The following is a 21,024-nucleotide window of genomic DNA, read 5'->3' on the forward strand; positions in this document are numbered from 1 at the left end:
CCGGACTCGCGCGATTCCTGAGGGTGTGCAGGCTCCATGGATTGCTCGCGGAGGAAGAGCCTCCAACCCAGGCCATTCTCGACAGTGAGACCCTCATTGCTGGGCAGCCTTGCGATCCCCTGCTCGCGGCCCTTCATGCCCGTGTCGGCTATCTGCGCATGCACGAGGGAGTCTTGTTGCTGCGGCTTGTTGATCCCCAGAAATTCGATCTCGTTTCGGTGAACGAAGATTGGCGCCGGGATTGGCCCGAACCCGTTCGGTCGCTCCTCGTATTCGCGAAGGAGCATGCGCTGGCCTATTACTACGCCACTGTTCCGTGTTTGAAGAGCTCCGAGGGGCTACAGCCAGTCGTGAAAGCCAATGTCTATGAAGAGCCCTACGCATTGCCTCTCGCGTCGAATATCGACCGCTTCTTCTCCTCCTATGCCCGCTATCTCGAGGTCCTCATCGCGGACCCTGATTACGAAGAATATGGAGCCGCTGCTCTCTCGTTCCCCTGGGGCGTGCCTGAAATCCTCGCCGAGGACCTCCCATTGGTGGAGATGCTCCGGGCCGGGCGTTTCGACTTCCTGATGGAGAAGAACGTGGATGCCCGGCAGTGGGTCTCCCAGGTGCTGGCCGCTTCCGTCAGAAGATGATGTGGAAGTAGTGCACCCGGGCCCACAGTCCGGCGCAGGCCTTCATGTCCGCCGTCCACGCCTGTTGTGGCAGCTCTCCCTGGGCCTCGAACACCAGCTCCAGCCGGTCGGCTCGCGCCAGTTGCGGCACGCTCGCCGCCTCCCCTCCGCGCAACGTCAGCCGCGTGGGCGAGACCGGCTGCGACGAGCGGCGATATTCGAGCAGCGTCCGGATGATCTCCGTCGAGCCCTCTCGCCTCAGCGATACCTTCGCGTACTCGATTCCGTTCAGGTCCACCTCGCCCCCCGTGGCGGCGAGGTCGAACAGGCGCAGCCGGAACTCCGTATCCAGCCGCCCCTCGGGGAGGTCCGCGCCAATCTCCCCTAGTGGGAACACGAAGGTATGGCTCAGCGTCTGCGAGCCCGGCGCGGCGGCGGTGAAGCCGATTCCCTGCTCGGTCTTGCAGATCTCCTCGTTCTCCGCGTCCACCACGAAGAAGGTGTCGGCGATCTTCTTGCAGCCTGGCGCGAGCAGCGTGGTGACGGACAGCAGGAGCACTCGGGAAAGGGCACGCATGGAGGTCCCCGTCAGTTGAAGTAGATGAGGAGGCCCAGCTTCGCCACCGGGCTGGTGAGGCTGAGTGAGAGGGGCTTCGCGGTGATGCCAGGGGTGCTGGCCTCATCGCGGATGAAGAGGGCCACGTCGCGCACCGAGGCGAACCAGTAGCTGTACCCCACGGCGCCGAAGAGCGTCACGTAGCGCGAGGGCGAGTACTCCAGGCCCAGGCTGCCGGTGACCAGGTTGTAGTCCAGCTCGCGGATGCCCGTGGCCACCGGGGTGGGCTGGCCATGGAGCTGGTTCAGCAGCGCGCCGTAGTCCGCCTTGAAGTAGTGGCTGTAGCCGATGTCCAGCCTGGGCGAGAGGAAGAGCTCGAATGGGATGAACGTGAGGCCCCCTCGCACCCCGAAGCCCAGGCGGTTCCTCGCGGCCCCGGCGGTGACTCGCATCCGGCGCATCGGATGAACGAGCGCCGAGAGCCCCACTCCGTCCGGAGCGCCTGCCTCCGCCACCACGCCGAACCGCGTCTTCCAGGGAGGGGGCTCCTGTGTGTCGGGGTCGGAGGGCGTCACCGGGGTGGTCACGCTGCCCTCTGACTCCGAGGCCGGCACGTCCGGCTCCTCCTGCACCTGCGCCCGGGCGCACGGCGCTACCGCCAGGGTGAGCATGCTGGCGAGCACGCACACGGACCGGGCGCTCCTGGGATTGACTGATGTGGTCATCGCTCCGTCCCCTCCGGGGCTACCCCCAGGTTCAGGGAAGAAGTCATGAAGGCACGAGGAAGTCACGAAGACACGGTTCTCCTACCGGCAGGGCAGGCAGGCACATGGACAGGAGTAGGCGGTCTCCCTCCGGGAGGGCTCGACCGATCGGCGCGGTCTGCTACGGTGTACCGCCCGGGTGCATCCGGCCCCTGGAGTTGCTCGATGCTCAAGAAGATCCTGCTCGCCTTCGCGGCCCTCGGGGGGCTCGTCCTCCTCATTGGCCTCGTGCTGCCGTCGAAGTTCCGCGTCGAGCGCTCGACGACCATCAACGCTCCGCCCGAGGCGGTGTACGCCTCCGTGGCCAACGTCCAGCGCTGGCAGGACTGGTCCTCGTGGAACGTGAAGACGTACCCGGGCATCCGGTGGGTGTTCGGTGGGACGGCCGTGGGCGTCGGTGCCGTGCGCAGCTGGAGCGGCGAGGACGTGGGCCGCGGCACCCTCTCCCTCACCGAGGCGGACCCCAAGACGGGCGTGGCCTATGACACCTCGGTGGAGCAGGGCAGGTACCTGATGCACGGCCGCATCTCCCTCGCCGCCGTGGAGTCCGGCACCCGGGTGACCTGGGTGGACGAGGGCGACATCGGCGGCAACCCGTTCGCGCACTACGCCGTTCCCTTCATCAAGTCGAGGCTCGGGGCTCACCTCGAGGAGGGTCTCGCCAACCTGAAGAAGCAGTTGGAGTCGGGCCCGCCTCTCGCGATCGAGGCGCCGCCCGTCCCGGCTTCCGCTTCCCCGGGGGAGCAGGTCGCGGCGCCCGCGCAGCCGCCCGCTTCCGAGCAGCCGCCTCCGGCCCCGCTCGTGGAGGGCACTCCGCCGGCCACGGGTTCCACGGACGGGACGCAGGTGATCCCACCCGAGGGCTCGCAGGCGGCCGCTCCGGGGGAGGTGGCGCCCACGCCGTCGGCCACGACTCCTCCCTCCGGTGAGCAGGCTCCCGCCTCCCCGGGAGTGGTGGCTCCCCCGGTCGAGCCGGCTCCCTCGCAACCGGCTTCCTCGGGTGAGCCCGTGCTGGCTCCCACCTCGACTCCGGCTCCGGCGGTGGACGCGGGCTCCGCCGAGCTGAAACGGGCGGGATGAGACGAGGTGGGTGAAAGCGCTCCTTTCCCCGCTTGTCGGCTTGCGGCGGGCGTGCCCCTGCACTAGTGCTCCCCGTATGGCCAACGTGCTTCCCGAAGCATTCCTCCGCGCCATCGCGGATGGGTTTCCCGCGGATTTCCTCACCCGAGAGCCGGGCGAGCTCCAGGAGTACGGGCGCGATTGGACGCGCGTCTATTCACCGGCCCCCTCGGCGGTGGCCTTTCCTCGCACCACGGACGAGGTCGCGCGCCTGCTGGCCCTGTGCGACCAGCACCGGGTGGCGGTGGTGCCCTCCGGTGGGCGCACGGGCCTGGCCGGTGGCGCGGTGGCCGCGAAGGGTGAGCTGGTGCTGTCCCTGCGGCGGATGACCCGGATGGACCCGGTGGACCTGCTCGGCAACACGGTGCGTGTGCAGGCCGGCGCCATCACCGAGGCCGTGCACCACCACTGCGCCGAGCATGGCCTCACGTGGCCGGTGGACTTCGCCTCCAAGGGCTCGAGCCAGGTGGGCGGCAACATCGCCACCAACGCGGGTGGGGTGAAGGTCATCCGCTACGGCCTCACCCGCCAGTGGGTGCTGGGCCTGCAGGTGGTGACGGCCAAGGGCCAGGTGCTGGAGCTCAACGGCGCGCTGGAGAAGAACAACACCGGCACGGACCTGCGCCAGCTCTTCATCGGCAGCGAGGGCACGCTGGGCATCATCACCGAGGCCACGCTCAAGCTGGCGCCACTGCCGGGCAAGCAGGACGTGTTCCTCTTCGCCGTGCCGGACGTGGCCGCCGTGCTGCGGCTGTTCCGCGAAGCCCGCCGCGCCCCGCTGCTGCTGAGCGCCTACGAGTTCTTCACCGACAAGTGCCTGGCCCGGCTTCAGCGCCACCGCAAGCTGCGCTCGCCCTTCGAGGCCCCCAGTGGCTGCTACGTGCTGATGGAGGCCGAGGGGAAGGATCCCTCCGAGGTGGAGGGCTGGTTGGGCTCGCTCTTCGAGAAGGGGCTGGTGACGGACGGCACCATGGCGCAGAGCCCCTCGCAGGCCAGCGAGCTGTGGGCCCTGCGCGAGGGTATCAGCGAGAGCCTCTCCGCCACGGGGCTTCCACACAAGAACGACGTGTCCCTGCCGGTGGCCAACCTGGAGGCCTTCTGCTCCGAGCTGGACGCGGTCTTCAGCGCGCGCTACCCCGGCTGGGAGATCGCCCTGTTCGGGCACATCGGGGATGGCAACCTCCACATCAACATCATGAAGCCCGAGGGCATGGAGAAGGCCGAGTTCCTCGCTCATACGAAGCATGCCGACCCCACCATGTTCGAGCTGGTGCGCAAGCACGGCGGCAGCATCTCCGCCGAGCACGGCATCGGCCTGCTCAAGAAGGACTATCTGTCCTTCTCGCGCTCTCCCGCCGAGCTCGAGATGCTTCGCACCCTCAAGCGCGCCCTGGACCCGAACAACATCCTCAACCCGGGGAAGATCCTCGAGGTCTGAAGACCCTCACCCCAGCCCTCTCCCAGAGGGAGAGGGGGCTTACACGGGCCGGGACTCGCGTCAGGACACGATGCGCGTCTTGATGTCCGTCTGCAGGCCGGCGATCGCCTGGCACACCGGGTTGGCCACGTCCTGGTCCAGGTCCATCACCAGGTAGCCGATGTTGGCGTCCGTGCTGAGCACCTGGGCGTGGATGTTGGCGTTGAGATCCGAGACGATCTTGTTGATGTCGCGCAGCACGCCCGGCGTGTTGCGGTGCACGTTGAGGATGCGGTGCGTGTTCGGAATCAGCGGCGTCTCCACCTGCGGGAAGTTCACCGCCCCCGTCGTCGCCCCGTTCCTCACGAACTTGATGAGCGAGGTGGCCACCTCCTTGCCGATGGACGCCTGCGCCTCCTCCGTCGAGCCGCCGATGTGCGGGGTGAGGATGACGTTGGGCAGCCCCTGCAGCTCGGAGACGAAGCCGTCGCTGTTGGTCTCCGGCTCCTCGGGGTACACGTCCACCGCGGCGCCCGCCAGGTGGCCCGACTTGAGCGCCTTCGCCAGCGCGCCGATGTCCACCACCGTGCCCCGGCTCGCGTTGATGAGGTAGCTGCCCTGGCGCATCTTCGCCAGCTCGCGCTCCCCAATCATCCACTCGGTGGACGGCGTGGCCGGCACGTGCAGCGTCACGAAGTCCGCCGTCTCCAGCAGCTCGTTCAGCGAGGTCGTGGGGCGCGAGTTGCCCAGCGGCAGCTTCGTCATCACGTCGTAGAAGATGACGCGCATGCCCATGGACTCGGCCAGCACGCCCAGCTGCGAGCCGATGTGCCCGTACCCGATGATGCCCAGCGTCTTGCCGCGCACCTCGTGGCTGCCCGTGGCCACCTTGCGCCACTGGCCCGCGTGCACCTCCCGGCTCCGGTCTCCGAGCTGGCGGGTGAGCATGATGATCTCCGCGATCACCAGCTCCGCCACGCTGCGCGTGTTGCTGAAGGGGGCGTTGAAGACGGGCACGCCGTGCGTGTTGGCCGCCTTCAGGTCCACCTGGTTGGTGCCGATGCAGAAGGCCCCCACCGCCAGCAGGTGGGGCGCCTTGGCCAGGGCCGGCTCCCACACGTTCGTCTTGCTGCGGATGCCCAGCAGGTGGACGCCCTGGATGCGTTGCTCCAGCTCGTCCGGCTTGAGCGCTCCCTTGAGCCGCTCCACCGAGAAGCCCTCCGCCTTGAGCATCTCCTCGGCGGACGGGTGGATGTTCTCGAGCAACAGGACCTTCAGGGGACCATCGATGGAGACCGGTGTGGAAGGCGACGGGAACTTGGGCGTGCTCATATGCCCCTCGCGTTAGATCCCGCCCCCCGGCCTGTCAAGCGTCGGCTGTGGGAACACGAGGACCGCCCGCCACGAGGGCGAGCGGCCCGGACCGCCTGCTCCGTCAGACGGGTGTGCTACTGGACGGTGTAGGCCACCGTTCCGCTGCAACTGTTGCTGGAGAAGCAACCGGCGCGGATCTGATACGTGCCGCCCGCGCCCGCCGGCACCGTGTAGGTGAGGTAGGAGAGCTGGTTGCAGGCGTCGTCGTTGAAGGCCACGGCCGTCGTGCCCGTTGGGCTGTTGTACAGCCGCAGGTAGGTGTCGCCCGTGCCGGAGGCATCCGGCACCGTGCAGGTGCCCAGCTTGATGACCTGGCCGGCCGCGAGCGTCACGTCCTTGTTGACGGTGTTCTGCTGGGCGCTGTTGGTGTTGCTGGCGCTGAAGCTGAACGAGCCGCTGGTGCCGCTACCGCCCGTGCCGCTGGACGGCGTCACCTTCCACACCACGGTGCCGCCGCAGCTCCCGCTGGAGAAGCAACCGGCGCGGAGGGTGAAGGTGTCGGCCGACGGCACGGTGTACTTGAAGTAGGAGGAGCGGACGCCAGCGCCGCACGAGCTCGCGTCGTCGTTGGCGGCAACCTCGATGCCCGACCGGTTGTTGAAGCGCAGGTAGGTGTCGCCATTGCCCGAGGCGCCCTCCAGGCCGCAGGTGCCCACCTCCACCACGTCACCCGCGGCGAGCGGGAGCGCCTTGTCCACCGTGTTCTGCTGGGCGCTGTTGGTGTCGCTCGCGCTGTAGGGGTACGAGTTGGCCGGCGGGGGCGGTGGGGGCGGTGGGGGCGGTGGGGGCGGGAGGTCGGCGCACAGCCGCGTGCTGGGGTTCTCGGACACCGCGCAGTAATCGCGCAGGGCGGGGTAGACATAGGTGATGTCCTCGCCCCGGCAGCCCGTCTCGCCGCACACGTTCACCTCGTAGCAGCTGTCCTTGTAGACGTAGTCGGTCGCCCCTCGCACGAGGATGCCCGCCACCGTGTAGGTGCTCGTCTCGTACACGCCCGAGCCCGAGTTGCCGCCGAAGGTGTCGGTGGTGGCCACGAAGTAGTCCAGCGTGCTCGCGCGCGCGTCGCGCACCGCGCCGCCGGAGTCGATCTTGAACGGGATGCCGCTGCCGCTGCCGATGACGGCCACGTTCTGCCCGCCGGTCAGCGCGGTGTTGCTCGTGCGCACCGGCGCCGGCGTGAAGCGTGGCGTGGCGGCCCGGTCCAACTTGAGGATGGCGTAGTCCAGGTTCTGCGAGCCCACCGTCCCCAACTGGCGCGCCACGATGGAGGAGCACTTGAAGATGTCCTCGGTGGTGACCGTCCGCAGCGTGCCTTCCTCGGGCCGGTAGTAGTTGAAGACGAGGCGCGTCTCGGCACACTCCGCGGCGTTGTAGACGCAGTGGCCCGCGGTGAGCACCAGGTCATCGTCGATGAGCGTGCCGGAGCAGGAGGCCGCCGTCGGATCCGCCAGGAAGCGCTCGGTGGGGCACAGGTCGTAGAGGCTGCCCAGGTTCTCGCCCTTGAAGGTGACGTTGTCCGGGTTGGTCGCGTCGAAATCCGTGGCCTTCATCAGCGCCACCGTGGACTGCTGCGCGCGCGTGCGCAGCGTGGCGTCCGGGTGTGCGTAGACGTCCTGCCGGTCATCCGTTCCGTAGACGACGGCCTCTTCCCGGGTACCGAACGCATCCGCGCCCGGCTTCTCCGACGGGCCGCAGCCCCAGACGAGCGTGAGGGCGCACGCCAGCCCGCCTGCGAGAGGACGCAACGGCGGCACGAACCTGCGATGTTGCATGGGGATTCGCTCCTGTCTTGCCTTCTCGGAATGCGGGAAAGGCCGTCAGCCCGGAAGAGGCCGACCCGGGCATGATGCCCCAGGCGGGGCGTGGGAAGCGCCGGTTCAGACGGAGCGTGAAGACGAGAACGACCCGAAGTGGAGCGGGTCCTACTCGTCGTCGGGATTGCGCAGCCAGGCCAGGGCGGCCTCGCGCGTCTCGAAGGTGCGCGTGGGGATGGTGAGCATGGCCTTCTTCGTCATGCGCCAGGCCTGGAGCCCGGAGGCGGCATCACTGACCACGCGCGCCGAGCGCTTCATGCCGTGCAGCTGCGCGAAGGCGTTGAGGCTGGCCATGGTGGCCACCATCTCCGGCGGCATCACCCGCAGCTTTCCCTGGTCCACCAGCGCGCTCCACGGGCCGCCCATGCGGATGATCGTCTCGCGGATGCGCTTGAGGTAGTCCGTGACATCCTCCGCGCTGGGCTGCGGTGGGTAGACGACGTCGATGATGCGGTCTGCCTCGTAGACGGAGATCTGGAAGGGCATGTGTTGCTCGGTGCTCCCGGGCGCGCGGGGTGGGGCCGCGCGTGGCGCGCACTCTAACGCCAGAGGGGCCCGAGTCGAAAACACCTGTCAGACCTCGTTGCTACGTACCGTCCCTGCCGGCTGGACCGGAGCCCGGACGCCAGGAGCGTCGGGGTGGTCGCAGCCCGGCAAGGGGGTTTCATGAACACGAAGTTGTATGTGCTGGGTGCGGTGCTGGGGACGGCGCCAGCCCTGCTGCCGGTGGCGTGCACTCCGTGGGAGCCTTCTTCGCCCAAGCGCGAGGAGGAGCCTCGGGGTGGGACGTCGCGGCGGGTGGAGCGTCCCGCCGGGGGTGGTGGGGCCGTGGTCCTGCCGCCCGCGCAGGTGCCGGCGGGCCGGGAGCCCGGTGTGCCGGTGCACCCGTGTGAGCTCATCACCGAGATGAAGGTGCCGTGCGATGCCTCCACGGAGGTGTGCGAGTACACCTATTGGCATTGTCCCCGGAGCGTGAATCCGCTCCGGGCGTAGATGTGACCGGTCCGCTCCGGGGCCTGGAAGCCCGCCTGTCCCACCCTCTGGGGACCGGGCGGCCAGGCCTCGGGGCGTGGCCCTTCTTGGCGCACGTCTCCCGGGGTTCCTAGCTTCGCTGAGGACTGGAGCAGGGCCCGTGCCTGCTCGAGGTCGGGCCCTGGAGGGTCGGACATGAAGACGGGAACGAAGGTCCTGGGAGTGGTGATGCTGGGCGTGGTGCTGGGCGGCGCGGGATGCGCGGGGACGAAGGAAGCGGCGCGCGACGTCGAGTCCGCGGTGCCGGGGCTCTCGCAGAAGCAAGAGGGCGTGGTGACGAACGTGGACAAGGACGGCAACCTGATCGCCGTGAAGTCCGTGGACGACCCGTCCGCGCCCCCCGCGTGGTTCGCGCTCACCCCGGACACGAAGATGGAGCGCGAGGGGCGGCTGGTGAGCCTCGACGACATTTCCGAGGGCACGCCGGTGCGTGTCAGCTTCGAGCCGGCCACGGGCCCCGAGAAGACGTACAAGGTCGAGGTGCTCACCGGCGAGAAGGCCGGCGAGGTGAAGGCGAAGGCCGAGCTTCAGGGCCAGCAGTAGTCCTGGCCCGTCCGGGAGGGGAGGGTCGATGAAGGGGAGGCGGGCGGCGTCGGTGTTGGTTCTCACTCTCGTGGCGGGGAGCGCCTCGGCGCAGACGTCGCTCCTGTCCAACCTGCACGACTGGTCCGTGATGGTGGGCAGTGGCGTGGAGGGCTACACCCAGATGCTGGCCCCCCTGGTCGACCCCGGTGTCACCTACGGGGTGTCGGTGGGGGTGCGGCCGGAGCCGCTCCTCGGTCTGGAGGTGGGCCTGGAGGTGGGCTACTCGGGCGCGGTGAACGAGCTCGACACGCGGGTGGCGGGCAGGCGCGGCGCGGACCTGGTGCGCAACGGGGCCTACGCGGCGGCCTCCGTGGGGCTGCTCTCCTCGCGGGTCCAGCCCTACGTGATGGGCGGCCTGGGCTTCAGCAGCTACAACGTCCGCGGGGCCGTGCCCGCGCTGGGGGACGACATCGTGGGCAACGTCCCGGTGGGGGCGGGGGTTCGCACGTCCCTCGGGGTCCTCACCGCCGACGCACGCCTCAGCTACAACGTGCTCTTCGATCAGCGGTTCGCCGCTGGGACGCCCGCTCCCGACGCGGGCAACTTGTCGGAGCTCTCCATCAGCAGGGGCGGCCGCTACTCCGGCACGCTCAACCTCGGCATGACGTGGTGAGGGCGGAGCCCGCCGGCCCTCCGGCACCGGCGGGCGGGGCGCGAGGCGCTCAGTTCACCGCGGACGGCCTGGCGGCCTTCAGGTGCGAGTCCAGGAAGCCGCGCATGCGCGAGTAGGCCTCCACCTCGTTCTTCTTCTTGGTGAAGCCGTGGCCCTCGTCCGGGAAGATGACGTACTCCACGGGCACGCCGTTCTTCTTCACCGCCTCGACGATCTCATCCGACTCGGGCTTGATGACGCGCGGGTCGTTGGCGCCCTGGAGCACGAGCAGCGGCTTGGAGATCTTCTCCGCGTGGAAGAGGGGCGAGACGTCGCGCAGCATCTGCGCCTGCTTCACCGGGTCTCCAATCTCCTTGTAGAGGGACTCGCGCTGCGCCTCCCACCAGGGCGGGATGCTCTCGAGCGTGCGCAGCCAGTTGGAGACACCGAAGATGTCGATGCCCACCTTGAAGGCGTCCGGGTGGAAGGCGAGCGCGGCCAGCACCATGTAGCCGCCATAGCTGCCGCCGGCGATGCCGATGCGCTCGGCGTCCACGTAGGGCAGGCTGGCCAGGTACTTCCGGGCCTCGAGGCAGTCCTGGAGCGGCTCGCGGCCATGCTTCTGGTCATCCGCGGTGAAGAAGGTCTTCCCGTAGCCGGAGCTGCCGCGGTTGTTGATGCCCAGCACCACGTAGCCGTGGTTGACGAGGTACTGGATGACGGGCGAGTAGCCCTTGCGCGTCTGGCCACCGGGGCCGCCGTGCACCCAGACGATGGCGGGCGCCTTGGCTTCCGGCGTGGCCTGGTGGGGCTTGAAGAGGATGTTGGGAATCTCCACCCCGTCGAAGGACTTGAAGCGCACCACCTGGGCCTCGACGAGGTCCTCCGCGTCGAGCTCCCGGCTCAGCGAGTCGGTGAGGCGGGTGACCTTCTTCGTGCCGAAGTCATAGACGTACAGGTTGGACGGGGAGCGGTCTCCATTGTGGTAGAAGGCCATCCGCTTCTCGCTGTCCGAGATGGTGACGGAGGTGATGTCACCCGCGGGCAGCTGGGGCAGCGCCAGGGGCTTGCCCGCCTTGACGTCGTGCACGCGGATGACGGTGCGGCCATCCTCGTTGATGGCGGTGACGCGGTAGCCGCCCTTGCGCGAGAACGCGGTGTACATCACGTCCCAGTCGGCGCGCTCCACGTCCTCCACCTTGCCGGTGGCCAGCTCGTAGCGGGCGACCCGCTTGAACTCGGATCCCTGGTCCGTGAGGAAGTAGAGGGCGGTGGAACCTGGATCGAACGTGCTGGCGTCGAAGAACACGTCCCCCTGGTGCGGGGTGATGTGCTTCAGCTCCTTCTTCTCCACGTCGTAGAGGTGGAGGTCCGTATCGTAGCTGGTGCGCGTCTTGTCGAAGGCGAGCCACCTGCCATCGGGCGACACGGCCGAGAAGGAGAGGCCGGTGTCGTTCTGGTACACGAGCGTGCGCGCGTACGTCTTCGCGTCGTAGCGGTAGACGTCGAAGAAGCGCGCGTCGCGCTCGTTGGTGAGCACGTAGAAGGCGGAGTCGTCCCCGCTCCAGCCCACGAACTGGGCCTTCAGCTTCTGGCCGGGCGTGAGGTCGCGCTCCTTGCCGTCCGGCGCGCGGACGTAGAGGTGGTTGGCCTCGTTGCCGCCCTGGTCTCGCGTGAAGAGGATGCGCTCGTCCCTGGGGAAGAAGGCGACGGCGTAGGTGGAGTCCGTCTTCGACTGCGTGAGCGCCTTCGGCTTTCCGCCCGCGATCGGCAGGGTGTACGCGTTGAAGATGCCACTCTGGTTGGAGGAGAAGAGGACGCGCTTCTCATCCGGCGAGAAGGAAGCCCCGGAGAGCTTCGTCGTCGCCATGAACTGCTCCACGGTGTACTGCTTCGAGGGCCGCGAGACGCTCCTGGCCGGAGCCTCGGCCTTGGGCGCGGCGAGCGCGAGGGTGGGCACGAGCGTGGCCGCCGCCAGCACTCGGAAGAGGGTGGTCCTGAGCTGCATGGATTCTCCACGTGAAGAGGAACCGTCCAGAGCGGGGGGAGTCGCCTGGGCGGGTGCACGTTGGCACGGCTGCCTTCACGGTACGAGTCACCACCGAGGCTGATTTCCCACCGTCAGGTCCCTGAAAATCTTCCAGCGTTCCGGCACGGCCGGGGCGCGAGGCCTGGCCAACCCCTCGGAATCCATGAGGTGCGTACTGGCACGCGAGGCGCAATGGAGGGCGCGCGGGTGGTGGGGATCGGGGTTGGAGCGCTCGGGCGGGTGTGGACGGTGGGGTGGGTTCGGGGGGCGCCCGAGCGCGTGCGGTTCGTCGGGGCGTGTGGCGGTGGGGGTGGGCGTCGTGGGCGTGCGGCGGATGCGGCTGGGCGAGCAATGGGTTGCAAGCGGGCTGTTGGCGTCGGCGCAGGTGGAGGAGGCGCTCGCTTGTCAGGGTCGGTGGCGGTGCAGGTTGGGGGAGGCCGCGGTGCGGTTGGGACTGCTCGCGCCGGAGCAGCTCCTCATCACGTTGGCGCAGCAACTCCAGGTGCCCTTCATCCGCCGTGAGGGTCTGGAGCGCGTTCCCGCGGGGCTGATGCGTTGCGTGCCCGCGCGGGTGCTCGCGCGGCTGCGCGTCTGTCCGCTGCGTGTCGAGTGGCGGGACGAGGTGCGAGGCACCGTCTTCGTGGCCACCAGCGAGCCGGGCAACCTGTACGTGCTCGACGACATGGCCTTCGCCACCGGGTGCGCGGTGCGCCCGGTGCTGGCGCTCTCGGATGACATCGAGCACGTGCTGCGCCGCAACGGCGTCCTCCACACGCGTCCCCGCTCACTGGAGCTGGACGCGTCGGACGCGGACGCGCGGAGCTACCCGCCGAGCACCTGGAGCGCGCGGGCGTAGTAGGCGTCGCGGCTGGCCTTGCCGTTGTAGCCGCCGTTCACGCGGTAGGTGATGGCGTCGAAGTTGCCCGCGTCCGCGTAGCTGTTGAGGTTGCGGTTGTTCCAGTACCAGGCGGCGGTGCGGAAGCCCACATCGGGGTCGGCGGCGCGCGTCGGGTTGTTCTCCAGGTCGATGCCCAGGGCCCGCCCCGCGGCGCGGTAGTTGGCGCGGCCGGTGAGCTGGATGGGACCGCGGCCCTTGAATCGCACGCCATCGCCCGGCTGCGTGTTGCCCAGGTCCGAGCGGCCCTCGTAGGCGGCGCCGGAGGCGATCTCCTCCATGTAGCGGAACTGGCCGCTCTCGTGCGCCAGCTGCGCGAGGAACGCCGCTTGCCGGCGCGGGGTGTTGATGCCGGCCTCGGCCATGGCCGAGTTGAGGTGCGGCAGGAGCTCGTTGGCGCGCGCCTCGGAGAGGTTGGGCATGATGGCGCGCAGCTGCTGCACGCTCACTCCGCCCGCGGTGCCCGGCTCGCTCGGGCCCCTCACCGGCCCCGGTCCGGTCACGGGACCGCTCGGCGTGGAGGGCGCCGAGCCGCCCGGGATGTTGAGCCGCTGGCCGGCGTAGATGAGGTTGGGGTTGGAGATGCCGTTGGCCTGGGCGATGGCGCTCACGCTGGTACCGTAGCGACCGGCGATCCCACTCAGCGTGTCGCCCGGTTGCACGGTGTAGCTTCGCGACGTGGGGGCCGGAGCACTGGGGGCCGAGGCGCCGGGGATGTTGAGCCGCTGGCCGGCGTAGATGAGGTTGGGGTTGGAGATGCCGTTGGCCTGGGCGATGGCGCTCACGCTGGTGCCGTAGCGACCGGCGATCCCACTGAGCGTGTCACCTGCCCGCACCGTGTAGGCGCGCGTCTCGAAACGGTCCGAGGACCCGGCCGGGCCGGCCGCTCCCGGACGGTTGGGGGCGTCGAATCCATCCGGGATGACCAACCGCTGACCCGCCATGATGCGGTTCGGGTCCCGGATGTTGTTGGCCTTCGCCAGTGCGTCAACCGAGGTGTTGTACTTCCGGGCCAGGGCGCTGAGCGTGTCGCCCTGACGGATGGTGTGCACGGCCATGGTGTCCCCGTGTAGGTAGGCGTCTGGAAGGATTGTCGGACGCACGCCCCCGGGAGTTGCGTGCCTCCTCTCGATTTTCGAGAACCCCCCTGTCCGGCTTCCTCCCCGCTCACCAGACGAGCGCTGCTCCGTTGGCTCTCTCCAGGGGAAGGGAGTGGAAGGGTTCGTCGTTTTGGTGGCGATGGAAGGACCTCCCTCCTCGACTTCCGCCGTGAGCGATGCCGCTCTTCCCAGCGATTCCAAACTCTCCCGCAACGCACTGGCTGCCCCAGTGATGGAGTGGGTGGATTGGAGCAATGCCCTGGAACGGGCCGCCGGTTGGTTGGATGACATCCACTGGCGGATCGCCCAGGGCGGACAGCTGCATGCGGCATTGGAGTCCCTGTTCCGCGGGCTGACCCTCTTGCATCGCAAGTGGGACCGCGAGGAGTGGACCCGCTTCTGCCTGGAGATCGTGCGGACCCACCCCCTGCGCGAGCTCATCCACCAGTGTCCCTACACCCGGCATGGCTTCGACAAGCCTCGGGGCTACGCGGGGGACGCGGTGCTCATCGACTACCTTTATAAGGAGCTGCGGTCGAGCGGGACGACGCAGCTGGGCAAGGACATCTACCACTTCCTGTGGCGGCAATCCGGCCCCCGGAGCGTCCGCGAGCGGCGGGAGCTGCTGGCCCAGGAGCTCGACGCCGTCGCCGAGCGGGTACACAAGCCCCGCGTCCTCTCCGTCGCCTGCGGGCACCTGCGCGAGGCCGAGCACTCCCGCGCCGTGGCCGAGGGCCGCATCGGCCAGCTCATCGCGTTCGATCAGGACCCGTTGAGCCTGGAGGTGGTGGAGCGGCAGCACCCGGGCAAGCTCGTGCAGCCCGTGCGGGGCTCGGTTCGCTCCATCCTGCTGGGCAAGGCCTCGTTCCCGGACATGGACTTCGTCTACTCGGCGGGTCTCTACGACTACCTCTCCGAGTCCGTGGCCGCGCGCCTCACCCGCCTCCTCTTCGGGATGCTGCGCCCCGGTGGGCGCCTGCTGGTGGCCAACTTCGCCGTCCGCACCCCGGACGCCGGGTTCCTGGAGGCCTTCATGGACTGGAGCCTCATCTACCGCGATGAGAACCAGGTGCGGGCCTTCGCCTCGGAGATCGACCCGGCGCAGCTCGCCGACGTGGAGATGTTCCGCGACAGCGTGCAGAACGTCATCTACATGGTGCTCACCCGCCGCTAGTGCGGGCCGTTCCCGCCTCGCGGCTCCTCGGGGCCCCGGCGCGGCAGGGTGACGGTGAAGGTGGCGCCCTGTCCGGGGGCGCTGTCCACCTCGATGGTGCCCCCGAGCGCCTGGACGATCTCCCGGACGATCCACAGCCCGATGCCGAAGCCCCCGTAGTGGCGCACGGACACGGCGCGCTCGAAGCGCTCGAAGATGCGCGCGGCGTCCTCCGGCGCGATGCCGATGCCCTCGTCGCGCACCCGCAACCGCGCCTGGGTGGCGTCGCCCTCCACGGTGACCTCGATGGGCCGGCCGGCGCCGTACTTCGACGCGTTGGTGAGCAGGTTGACCACCACCTGCTCCAGACGCATGGCGTCCCAGTGGCCCACCAGGGAGGGAGGCAGGTGGAGCCGCGGCTCGCACTCGGCGCGTGCCAGCGCCTCGCGCGAGCGCTCCACCACACCCCGCACCACCTGCACCAGGTCCACGTCCTCGAGCTTGCCCAGCAGCTGACCCTGGGCGATGCGCGAGATGTCCAGCAGCTCGTTCACCAGCTTGCCCAGGCGCTGGGTCTGAAGGTTGGCCGACTCCAGCTTGGCGCCCAGCCGCTCCGGGGGCAGCCGCTCCAGACCCTGGCGCACCTGCGACATGAGACCCTGGATGTGGAGCTGCAAGGAGGTGAGGGGCGTCTTCAGCTCGTGCGCGGCGATGGAGAGGAAGTCGTCGCGGCGCCGCACCGCCTCCTGCTCCTCGCGGTAGAGCCGGCCCCGCTCCTCGGAGAGGGCGGCCATGCGCTCGAAGCCCTCGGCGTTCTCCAGCGCGGTGCCGGCGAGGATGCAGACGAAGGAGGCCAGCCGCTCCTCGTCCTCGCCGAAGAGCTCGCCCACCTGCCGGTGGCTGACGCACACGCACGCCACCGTCTTGCCGCGCACCTGGATGGGAGCGCACAGCAGCGAGCGCACACCCAACAGCTCCATGCTCTCGCTCACCCCGCCGGGCATGCCCTGGCCCATCACCGTCGGGCGCCCCGTCTCCAGGGCCCGGGCGATGGCGGTGCGGCCCACGCCCGCCGACGCCAGCTCGTCCTCGGGCAGCAGCATCTCCGGCTCGAAGACGACGCAGTGCTCCGCGCGCAGCAGCTCCATCATGGAGTGGCGCACGGCATCGAACACGGCTTCGCGGGTGAGGGCCGAGGCGATGAGCCGGCCCGCCTCCAGCACGCGCGGGAAACGATCCACCAGCGACAGGGTGCCCGGGCTCTCCGGCTGCGCCTGGGTCTCACTGAGCTCGGTGCCCAGGTCCTGCTCCATCGCCTGCAACTCGCGCGTGGCCGTCTCCAGCTGGGAGGCCGCACCCGGCCAGCCCAACTCCGTCCCCACCAGTCCGAGCGCATGGAGCGTCTGGGCGTGCTCGTGGCGCATCTTCAGCTCCCCGGCCACCTCCAGGCTCTGCTCCAGCCAGCGGCGGGCGCGGCGCGGGTGGCCGGCCATGGCGGCCAGCAGTCCCCGCTCGCGCAGCACGTGGGCGAGGTTGTTGCGGTAGGAGCGCGCCAGCTTGTGCGCCCGGCGAGCCACCTTCTCGGCCCGCTTCATCGCCGCCGCGCGCACGCTCGGCGCGAGGGGCGAGGCTCCCTCGGCCTGGATGCGCAGCGCCGTCAGCAACCAGGGGACGATGGTCGCCACGTACTCGTGCCGCAGGTGGGCGTGCTCCACCAGCCCGTCCGCCTTCTCCAGCAGCACCACCGCGCCTGGCGTGTCTCCCTCGCGCAGCAGGCGCAGCGCCTCGGCCAGCAGGGTGTTGGCATGCGTCTGCGTGTCCTGGCCGGGGTTGGCCAGCGAGCCCTCCAGCAGGCTGCGCGGGATGCGCCCCAGGGACGCCTTCGCCCAGACCTCCAGCGACAGCCGCACCGCGTACTGGTCGTCGATGGCCAGCGCCGCTCCGTGCAACCGTTGGGCGGACTCCAGCGCCTCCTTCAACCGGCCCAGCCGGTAGAGGGCCAGGGCGTACTGGTAGTGGGCGTTGTTGACCTCCCACCGGTCCCCCGTGCGCTCCAGCAGCCGCACCGCCTCGCGGCACTTCTCGAGCGACTCCTCGAAGCGGCCGGCGGCGTAGAGGCCCAGCCCGTAGAAGTGGAGCGACTGGCCCTGGCCCCAGACGTCCCCCAGCTCCCGGCGGATGGCGAGCGACTTCTCCGCGTAGGCGGTCGCCCGCTGGAACCAGGGAATCATCGTGAGCATCGGCGCGTGCTCCGAGTAGGCCTGGGCCAGCTCGGCGGTGGGCGGGTAGCGCTCGGCCGTGTTCACCTCGCGCAGGTGCGTCCAGAAGGTCGCGACCGGACTGCCGAAGTACCAGCTGCTGTAGGTCATCCGGCTGTAGAAATGGATGGCCAGGAGATCCTCCTCGCTGTGCTCGAGCGAGTGGCGGGCCAGCAGCAGGCGGGGCATCAGCGTGTGTCCCGTCTGCACCACCAGCTCCCACAGGGCCCCGAGCGCGTACATGACGGAGGAGCGGGGAACCCACCGGCCGAGCAGCCACAGCCCTTGCTTCAGGGCGGCGATGGTCTCCTCCATGTTGTTGCGCTTGAACGCCAGCTCGCCCAGCTTGGACCAGATGCGCGCCTGCTCCAGCCGGTCGCGCGCCAGCGTCTGGGCCAGCTGGAGCTGCTGCTGGGCCGCGTCATAGCGTCCCCGCAGCATGAGGACGTCGCCCAGGCCGGCGGAGACGCGGAAGCGCGTCCCGGCATCGGCATGGGCCGCGCCGCGCTCGGCCATGCGGTAGTTGAGCTCGGAGGTCTCCAGGGCGAACTGCTCCCGGGCCCGCTCGGCGGCCACCAGGGCGTGCGGCAAGGCCTGGGCATGCTCGCCCGCCGCGTCGAAGTGGTAGGCCAGCTCGAAGGGGTCCACCGGGGGATTGGCCGCGATGGAGCGGGCCGCCAGCCGGTGCAGCTCCCGGCGCTGCTCGGGCCGCAGCAGCCCCAGCAGGGCCTCGCGCAGCTTGTCGTGGACGAAGGTGTAGCGGCCGCCCGCCCCCTCCCAGAGCATGTGCCGCCGCCGGGGCTCCACCAGCGCGGTGGCCACCTGCTCGCGCGGCGTGGCCGACAGGGAGGCCACCCGCTCCAGATCGAAGTTCTTGCCCAGCACCGCGCCCACCGACAGCAGGCGCAGCGCCTCCGGCGGCAGCAGCTTGAGGCGGCGCACCAGGAAGGAGGCGGCCTGTCGCGAGGAGCGCACGTGGGCCATGGCCTCCGGCTCCACCTGCCAGCCCCGCGGGCCCGGTACCAGCGCGCCATCCTCCACCAGCCCGTGCAGCACCGCCGAGGCCATGAAGGGGTTGCCCTCGGACAGGCGCCCCACCAGCTCGGTGGCCTCGCGCGGCAGGTTGCCGGCCATGGACTCCAGCATCCGGGCCACCTCGGTCGTGCCAAAGGTCGCCAGCCGCAGATGGGCGTCCGGGTTGAGCCGGCGCAGCACGTGCCCCGGCCCCACCTCCTCGGTGCGGAAGGACACGACGATCATCACGTGCCCCACCGCGTCGCGGTGTGCCTGCTGCCAGTTCTCCAGCGCCCGGAGCGTCAGCTCGTCGGCCCACTGGCAGTCATCGAGCAGCACCACGACGGGCTCCGTCTCGGTGCCCAGCGCGCCCAACAGCGTGGTGAGGGCGAGGATGCCGCGGCTCTCGCCCAGGGACTCGGGGCCCAGGCCCTGCTGCTGGGCGGGGCGCAACACCGGCTGCAACTGGGGCAGCACGGTGCAGATCACCGAGGCCTGCTCCACCAGCCGCTCGCGCAGCAGCTCCGCCAGGGCGGGCCGTTCCCGGGCCGCCGCGGCGATGCCTCCGGCCACGTCCGCGAAGAGCTGGAAGGGCCGCTGCGCGGACTGGGCGAGCGCCTGGCCCTGCAGCACCCAGGTCCGGTGCTGGCGGGCGCGCGTGGCGAACTCCTCCAGCAGCCGGCTCTTGCCACCTCCGCTCTCGGCCTCCACGACCAGCAGCCGTCCCGGCTCGACGCGGGTGCGCTCCAGCTCGCGCTCCAGCAGCGCCAGCTCCTCGTGACGGCCCACGAAGGAGGGCTCGGTGAGGCTGTGGCGCATGTCGTGCGCGCCCGCCACCAGCTCCGGGTCCTGCTCGCCCCGTGACAGGGCCTTCTCGATGGCCTGCAGGTCCTCGCGCGCGGACTCGGCCGACTGGTAGCGGTCCTGCGGATCCGTCTGCAACAGACGCGCGACGACCTCCTCCAGGGCCCGGGGTACCTCGATGCCGACGCCGCGCAGCCGGGGCCGCGGGGTGAGGTGCTGCCGCAGCACCTCTCCCACGGAGGTGCCGTCGAAGGCCGGATGGCCGGCGAGCGCCTCGAAGAGGACGGCGCCCAGCGCGTACAGGTCCGAAGTGGTCTCCACCGGACGGTTGAGCAGTCCGGCCTGCTCGGGCGAGAGGTAGCGCGCGGTGCCCACCGGCAGGTCGCGCAGGGACGGATCCAACCGTTCACTGCGCGCCAGTCCGAAGTCCACCAGGGTGGCGCGGGTGAGGGTGGGGCGGCCCTCGACGATGATGTTGGAGGGCTTGACGTCGCGGTGGATGATGCCGTGCGAGTGCGCCTCGGCGAGCGCGGCCAGCACACACTGGCCCACGGTGAGCGCCTCCGGCACGGACAGGGTTCCGCTGGCGAGCCGTTCCTGGAGTGACACTCCGGCCACGAAGGGCGTGACGAGGAAGAGGAGGTCTCCCCCCGTCCCGAAGTGAAGCACGGGCACCAGGTACGGGCTGTGCAGTGTGCGCAGCACCTGGGCCTCGTGTTCCAATCTCTGCCGGGAGAGGGGCACGAGGGAGGCGGCCGGTGTCGTCTTGATGACGAGCCGGGCCCCCGTATGCAGATCCACCCCGAGCCACGTGGTGATGCCACGGCCCTGCTTGATGCGCTGGGTCAATTCAAAGCGATTGCCCAGTCGCCTGCCGGGATGCGCCCCTTCCAGAGAGGGTCCAGCCTGTTCGTAGCCCTCCGCCATCAATGCCCTCCCCCTCTGGTCACACCACCGACGGTGGTGGGGTCGGCGCGTCATCGACAAGCTTGGGACCGTGGTGGGCGGTGCCAAGGGGTGCGACGCCGCTCCGTGCACCAGAGGGTAGGGTGCATCAAATGGACAGCGCTCTCCGCCCGCGCATCCCCTCCGGCACGGCTTCGGGCGCTCGTGCCGTTCTCTAGTGGGCAGGCGGGCGGGCATCACTTCTGGTGGACGTCCCGGAAGGCGAGCATGTCGGTCAACCGCTGCTCGCGGGCGTCATCGAAACCACAGGAGGCATCCCACGTGGGCGGGTTGTCGTAGGTACCGAAGAGCATGTCCCACCAGACGATGTCCCCGTAGTTGTTCCGGTGCTTGCCGTATTCGTGGTGGATGCGGTGCATCTCCGGGCGCTGGAAGATGAAGCCCACCCAGCGGGGCGTGCGCACGTTGGTGTGGTAGAAGAACTCGCCCAGCGCGGTGCAGGCCGTGTAGACGGCGCCGGCCGCGGGGCTCAGCCCCAGCACGGTGTAGACGAGCAGGCCGCCGATGATGGAGTTGGCCACCATCTCCAGCGGGTGCTTGTAGAAGCTGGTGATGACCTCCAGGCGCTGCGGGCTGTGGTGGATCTGATGGAAGAGGCGCCAGAGGATGTCGCTCTCGTGCCGGAGCCGGTGCCACCAATAGAAGACGAAGGTGGCGATGACGTAGGCGAGCACGCCACCGGACAGCGGAGACAGGTGGCGCGACAGGTGGAAGAGCGAGCGCGCCGACAGCCAGCGCTCCCAGGTGAAGCCGGCGAGCACCACGACGCCCACCTGCACCAGGTTGATGACCACGACACGCAGATGCCAGGAGCGTACGCGCGGCAGCCGCCAGCCGCGGAAGAGGTGCTCGATGACGAAACAGATGGCGGCGATACCGAGGAGCAGCGGAAGCATGGGGACCCCCCTTCGAGTGATGCGAGGTGTACGCGTGAC

17 protein-coding genes are annotated in these 21,024 nt (G+C 69.6%); 8 read left to right on the forward strand and 9 right to left on the reverse strand.

The genetic code is table 11. The features are described from left to right. Nucleotides 1–41 precede the first annotated feature (41 nt). Nucleotides 42–638, forward strand: coding sequence for a hypothetical protein (locus NR810_RS03795; protein WP_257447895.1), 597 nt, complete (start codon nucleotides 42–44; stop codon nucleotides 636–638). Here the strand turns inward: NR810_RS03795 and NR810_RS03800 are convergent. Beyond that, the gene (locus NR810_RS03800; RefSeq protein ID WP_257447897.1) at nucleotides 628–1,194 is read right to left on the reverse strand and encodes a hypothetical protein; all 567 of its coding nucleotides are present in this window, start codon (nucleotides 1,192–1,194) and stop codon (nucleotides 628–630) included. The two genes, NR810_RS03795 and NR810_RS03800, sit on opposite strands and share 11 nt — an antisense overlap. Before the next feature lie 11 nt (nucleotides 1,195–1,205). Continuing rightward, entirely contained in the window at nucleotides 1,206–1,898 is a 693-nt protein-coding gene (locus NR810_RS03805) for an autotransporter outer membrane beta-barrel domain-containing protein (RefSeq protein WP_257447899.1), read from the reverse strand. 204 nt (nucleotides 1,899–2,102) lie between these two features. Here NR810_RS03805 and NR810_RS03810 point away from each other — a divergent pair, with 204 nt between their 5' ends. Both NR810_RS03810 and NR810_RS03815 read left to right on the forward strand, forming a co-directional pair. Then, nucleotides 2,103–3,017, forward strand: a complete 915-nt coding sequence (locus NR810_RS03810; RefSeq protein WP_257447901.1) for an SRPBCC family protein — start codon at nucleotides 2,103–2,105, stop codon at nucleotides 3,015–3,017. Nucleotides 3,018–3,093: 76 nt separating this feature from the next. Then, a complete protein-coding gene (locus NR810_RS03815) occupies nucleotides 3,094–4,494 on the forward strand; it encodes an FAD-binding oxidoreductase (RefSeq protein WP_257447903.1) in 1,401 nt (466 codons plus the stop codon). A gap of 60 nt (nucleotides 4,495–4,554) precedes the next feature. Here NR810_RS03815 and serA read toward each other — a convergent pair whose 3' ends face one another. The 3 genes from serA to NR810_RS03830 form a co-directional block, all read right to left on the reverse strand. Beyond that, a complete protein-coding gene (serA, locus tag NR810_RS03820; RefSeq protein ID WP_257447905.1) occupies nucleotides 4,555–5,805 on the reverse strand; it encodes a phosphoglycerate dehydrogenase in 1,251 nt (416 codons plus the stop codon). 116 nt (nucleotides 5,806–5,921) lie between these two features. Beyond that, nucleotides 5,922–7,619 carry a trypsin-like serine peptidase gene (locus NR810_RS03825; protein WP_257447908.1) on the reverse strand — a complete coding sequence of 566 codons (1,698 nt, stop codon included), beginning with the start codon at nucleotides 7,617–7,619 and terminating at the stop codon, nucleotides 5,922–5,924. 150 nt (nucleotides 7,620–7,769) lie between these two features. Next, nucleotides 7,770–8,147, reverse strand: coding sequence for a SpoIIAA family protein (locus NR810_RS03830; RefSeq protein ID WP_257447910.1), 378 nt, complete (start codon nucleotides 8,145–8,147; stop codon nucleotides 7,770–7,772). A gap of 180 nt (nucleotides 8,148–8,327) precedes the next feature. On the opposite strand from NR810_RS03830, the gene NR810_RS03835 reads away from it, so the two are divergent. The 3 genes from NR810_RS03835 to NR810_RS03845 all read left to right on the forward strand — a co-directional run bounded on the left by NR810_RS03835 (nucleotide 8,328) and on the right by NR810_RS03845 (nucleotide 9,891). After that, the gene (locus NR810_RS03835; protein ID WP_257447912.1) at nucleotides 8,328–8,654 is read left to right on the forward strand and encodes a hypothetical protein; all 327 of its coding nucleotides are present in this window, start codon (nucleotides 8,328–8,330) and stop codon (nucleotides 8,652–8,654) included. A 174-nt stretch (nucleotides 8,655–8,828) separates the two neighbouring features. Then, complete coding sequence (locus tag NR810_RS03840) at nucleotides 8,829–9,236, forward strand: hypothetical protein (protein WP_257447915.1); 408 nt, start codon at nucleotides 8,829–8,831, stop codon at nucleotides 9,234–9,236. 28 nt (nucleotides 9,237–9,264) lie between these two features. After that, a complete protein-coding gene (locus tag NR810_RS03845; RefSeq protein ID WP_257447917.1) occupies nucleotides 9,265–9,891 on the forward strand; it encodes a hypothetical protein in 627 nt (208 codons plus the stop codon). 49 nt (nucleotides 9,892–9,940) lie between these two features. Here the strand turns inward: NR810_RS03845 and NR810_RS03850 are convergent, their stop codons facing one another. Further along, nucleotides 9,941–11,878 (reverse strand): S9 family peptidase, encoded by a 1,938-nt coding sequence (locus tag NR810_RS03850; RefSeq protein ID WP_257447920.1) that lies wholly within the window; start codon nucleotides 11,876–11,878, stop codon nucleotides 9,941–9,943. 331 nt (nucleotides 11,879–12,209) lie between these two features. Here NR810_RS03850 and NR810_RS03855 point away from each other — a divergent pair, with 331 nt between their 5' ends. Further along, nucleotides 12,210–12,755, forward strand: coding sequence for a GspE/PulE/PilB domain-containing protein (locus NR810_RS03855; protein ID WP_257447922.1), 546 nt, complete (start codon nucleotides 12,210–12,212; stop codon nucleotides 12,753–12,755). Here NR810_RS03855 and NR810_RS03860 read toward each other — a convergent pair. Next, nucleotides 12,722–13,852 (reverse strand): LysM peptidoglycan-binding domain-containing protein, encoded by a 1,131-nt coding sequence (locus NR810_RS03860; RefSeq protein WP_257447924.1) that lies wholly within the window; start codon nucleotides 13,850–13,852, stop codon nucleotides 12,722–12,724. The two genes, NR810_RS03855 and NR810_RS03860, sit on opposite strands and share 34 nt — an antisense overlap. Before the next feature lie 274 nt (nucleotides 13,853–14,126). Between NR810_RS03860 and NR810_RS03865 the strand changes: the two genes are divergently transcribed. Continuing rightward, nucleotides 14,127–15,068 (forward strand): class I SAM-dependent methyltransferase, encoded by a 942-nt coding sequence (locus NR810_RS03865; RefSeq protein ID WP_257447926.1) that lies wholly within the window; start codon nucleotides 14,127–14,129, stop codon nucleotides 15,066–15,068. Here NR810_RS03865 and NR810_RS52000 read toward each other — a convergent pair. Beyond that, nucleotides 15,065–20,050, reverse strand: a complete 4,986-nt coding sequence (locus NR810_RS52000) for a protein kinase domain-containing protein (protein WP_306817875.1) — start codon at nucleotides 20,048–20,050, stop codon at nucleotides 15,065–15,067. The two genes, NR810_RS03865 and NR810_RS52000, sit on opposite strands and share 4 nt — an antisense overlap. Nucleotides 20,051–20,265: 215 nt before the next feature. Next, nucleotides 20,266–20,985 (reverse strand): sterol desaturase family protein, encoded by a 720-nt coding sequence (locus tag NR810_RS03890; protein WP_257447928.1) that lies wholly within the window; start codon nucleotides 20,983–20,985, stop codon nucleotides 20,266–20,268. Between the last annotated feature and the right edge of the window lie 39 nt (nucleotides 20,986–21,024).

The sequence above is a fragment of the Archangium lipolyticum genome (assembly GCF_024623785.1).
Lineage (GTDB): Bacteria > Myxococcota > Myxococcia > Myxococcales > Myxococcaceae > Archangium > Archangium lipolyticum.

Bases quoted from the DNA above. Each gene is read 5' to 3' on its own strand.
- NR810_RS03890 (WP_257447928.1), bottom strand. From the start codon at position 20,985: ATGCTTCCGCTGCTCCTCGGTATCGCCGCCATCTGTTTCGTCATCGAG.
- NR810_RS03825 (WP_257447908.1), bottom strand. From the start codon at position 7,619: ATGCAACATCGCAGGTTCGTGCCGCCGTTGCGTCCTCTCGCAGGCGGG.
- serA (WP_257447905.1), bottom strand. From the start codon at position 5,805: ATGAGCACGCCCAAGTTCCCGTCGCCTTCCACACCGGTCTCCATCGAT.
- NR810_RS03850 (WP_257447920.1), bottom strand. From the start codon at position 11,878: ATGCAGCTCAGGACCACCCTCTTCCGAGTGCTGGCGGCGGCCACGCTC.
- NR810_RS03840 (WP_257447915.1), top strand. From the start codon at position 8,829: ATGAAGACGGGAACGAAGGTCCTGGGAGTGGTGATGCTGGGCGTGGTG.
- NR810_RS03835 (WP_257447912.1), top strand. From the start codon at position 8,328: ATGAACACGAAGTTGTATGTGCTGGGTGCGGTGCTGGGGACGGCGCCA.
- NR810_RS52000 (WP_306817875.1), bottom strand. From the start codon at position 20,050: ATGGCGGAGGGCTACGAACAGGCTGGACCCTCTCTGGAAGGGGCGCAT.
- NR810_RS03860 (WP_257447924.1), bottom strand. From the start codon at position 13,852: ATGGCCGTGCACACCATCCGTCAGGGCGACACGCTCAGCGCCCTGGCC.
- NR810_RS03815 (WP_257447903.1), top strand. From the start codon at position 3,094: ATGGCCAACGTGCTTCCCGAAGCATTCCTCCGCGCCATCGCGGATGGG.
- NR810_RS03810 (WP_257447901.1), top strand. From the start codon at position 2,103: ATGCTCAAGAAGATCCTGCTCGCCTTCGCGGCCCTCGGGGGGCTCGTC.
- NR810_RS03800 (WP_257447897.1), bottom strand. From the start codon at position 1,194: ATGCGTGCCCTTTCCCGAGTGCTCCTGCTGTCCGTCACCACGCTGCTC.
- NR810_RS03805 (WP_257447899.1), bottom strand. From the start codon at position 1,898: ATGACCACATCAGTCAATCCCAGGAGCGCCCGGTCCGTGTGCGTGCTC.
- NR810_RS03845 (WP_257447917.1), top strand. From the start codon at position 9,265: ATGAAGGGGAGGCGGGCGGCGTCGGTGTTGGTTCTCACTCTCGTGGCG.
- NR810_RS03865 (WP_257447926.1), top strand. From the start codon at position 14,127: ATGGAGTGGGTGGATTGGAGCAATGCCCTGGAACGGGCCGCCGGTTGG.
- NR810_RS03830 (WP_257447910.1), bottom strand. From the start codon at position 8,147: ATGCCCTTCCAGATCTCCGTCTACGAGGCAGACCGCATCATCGACGTC.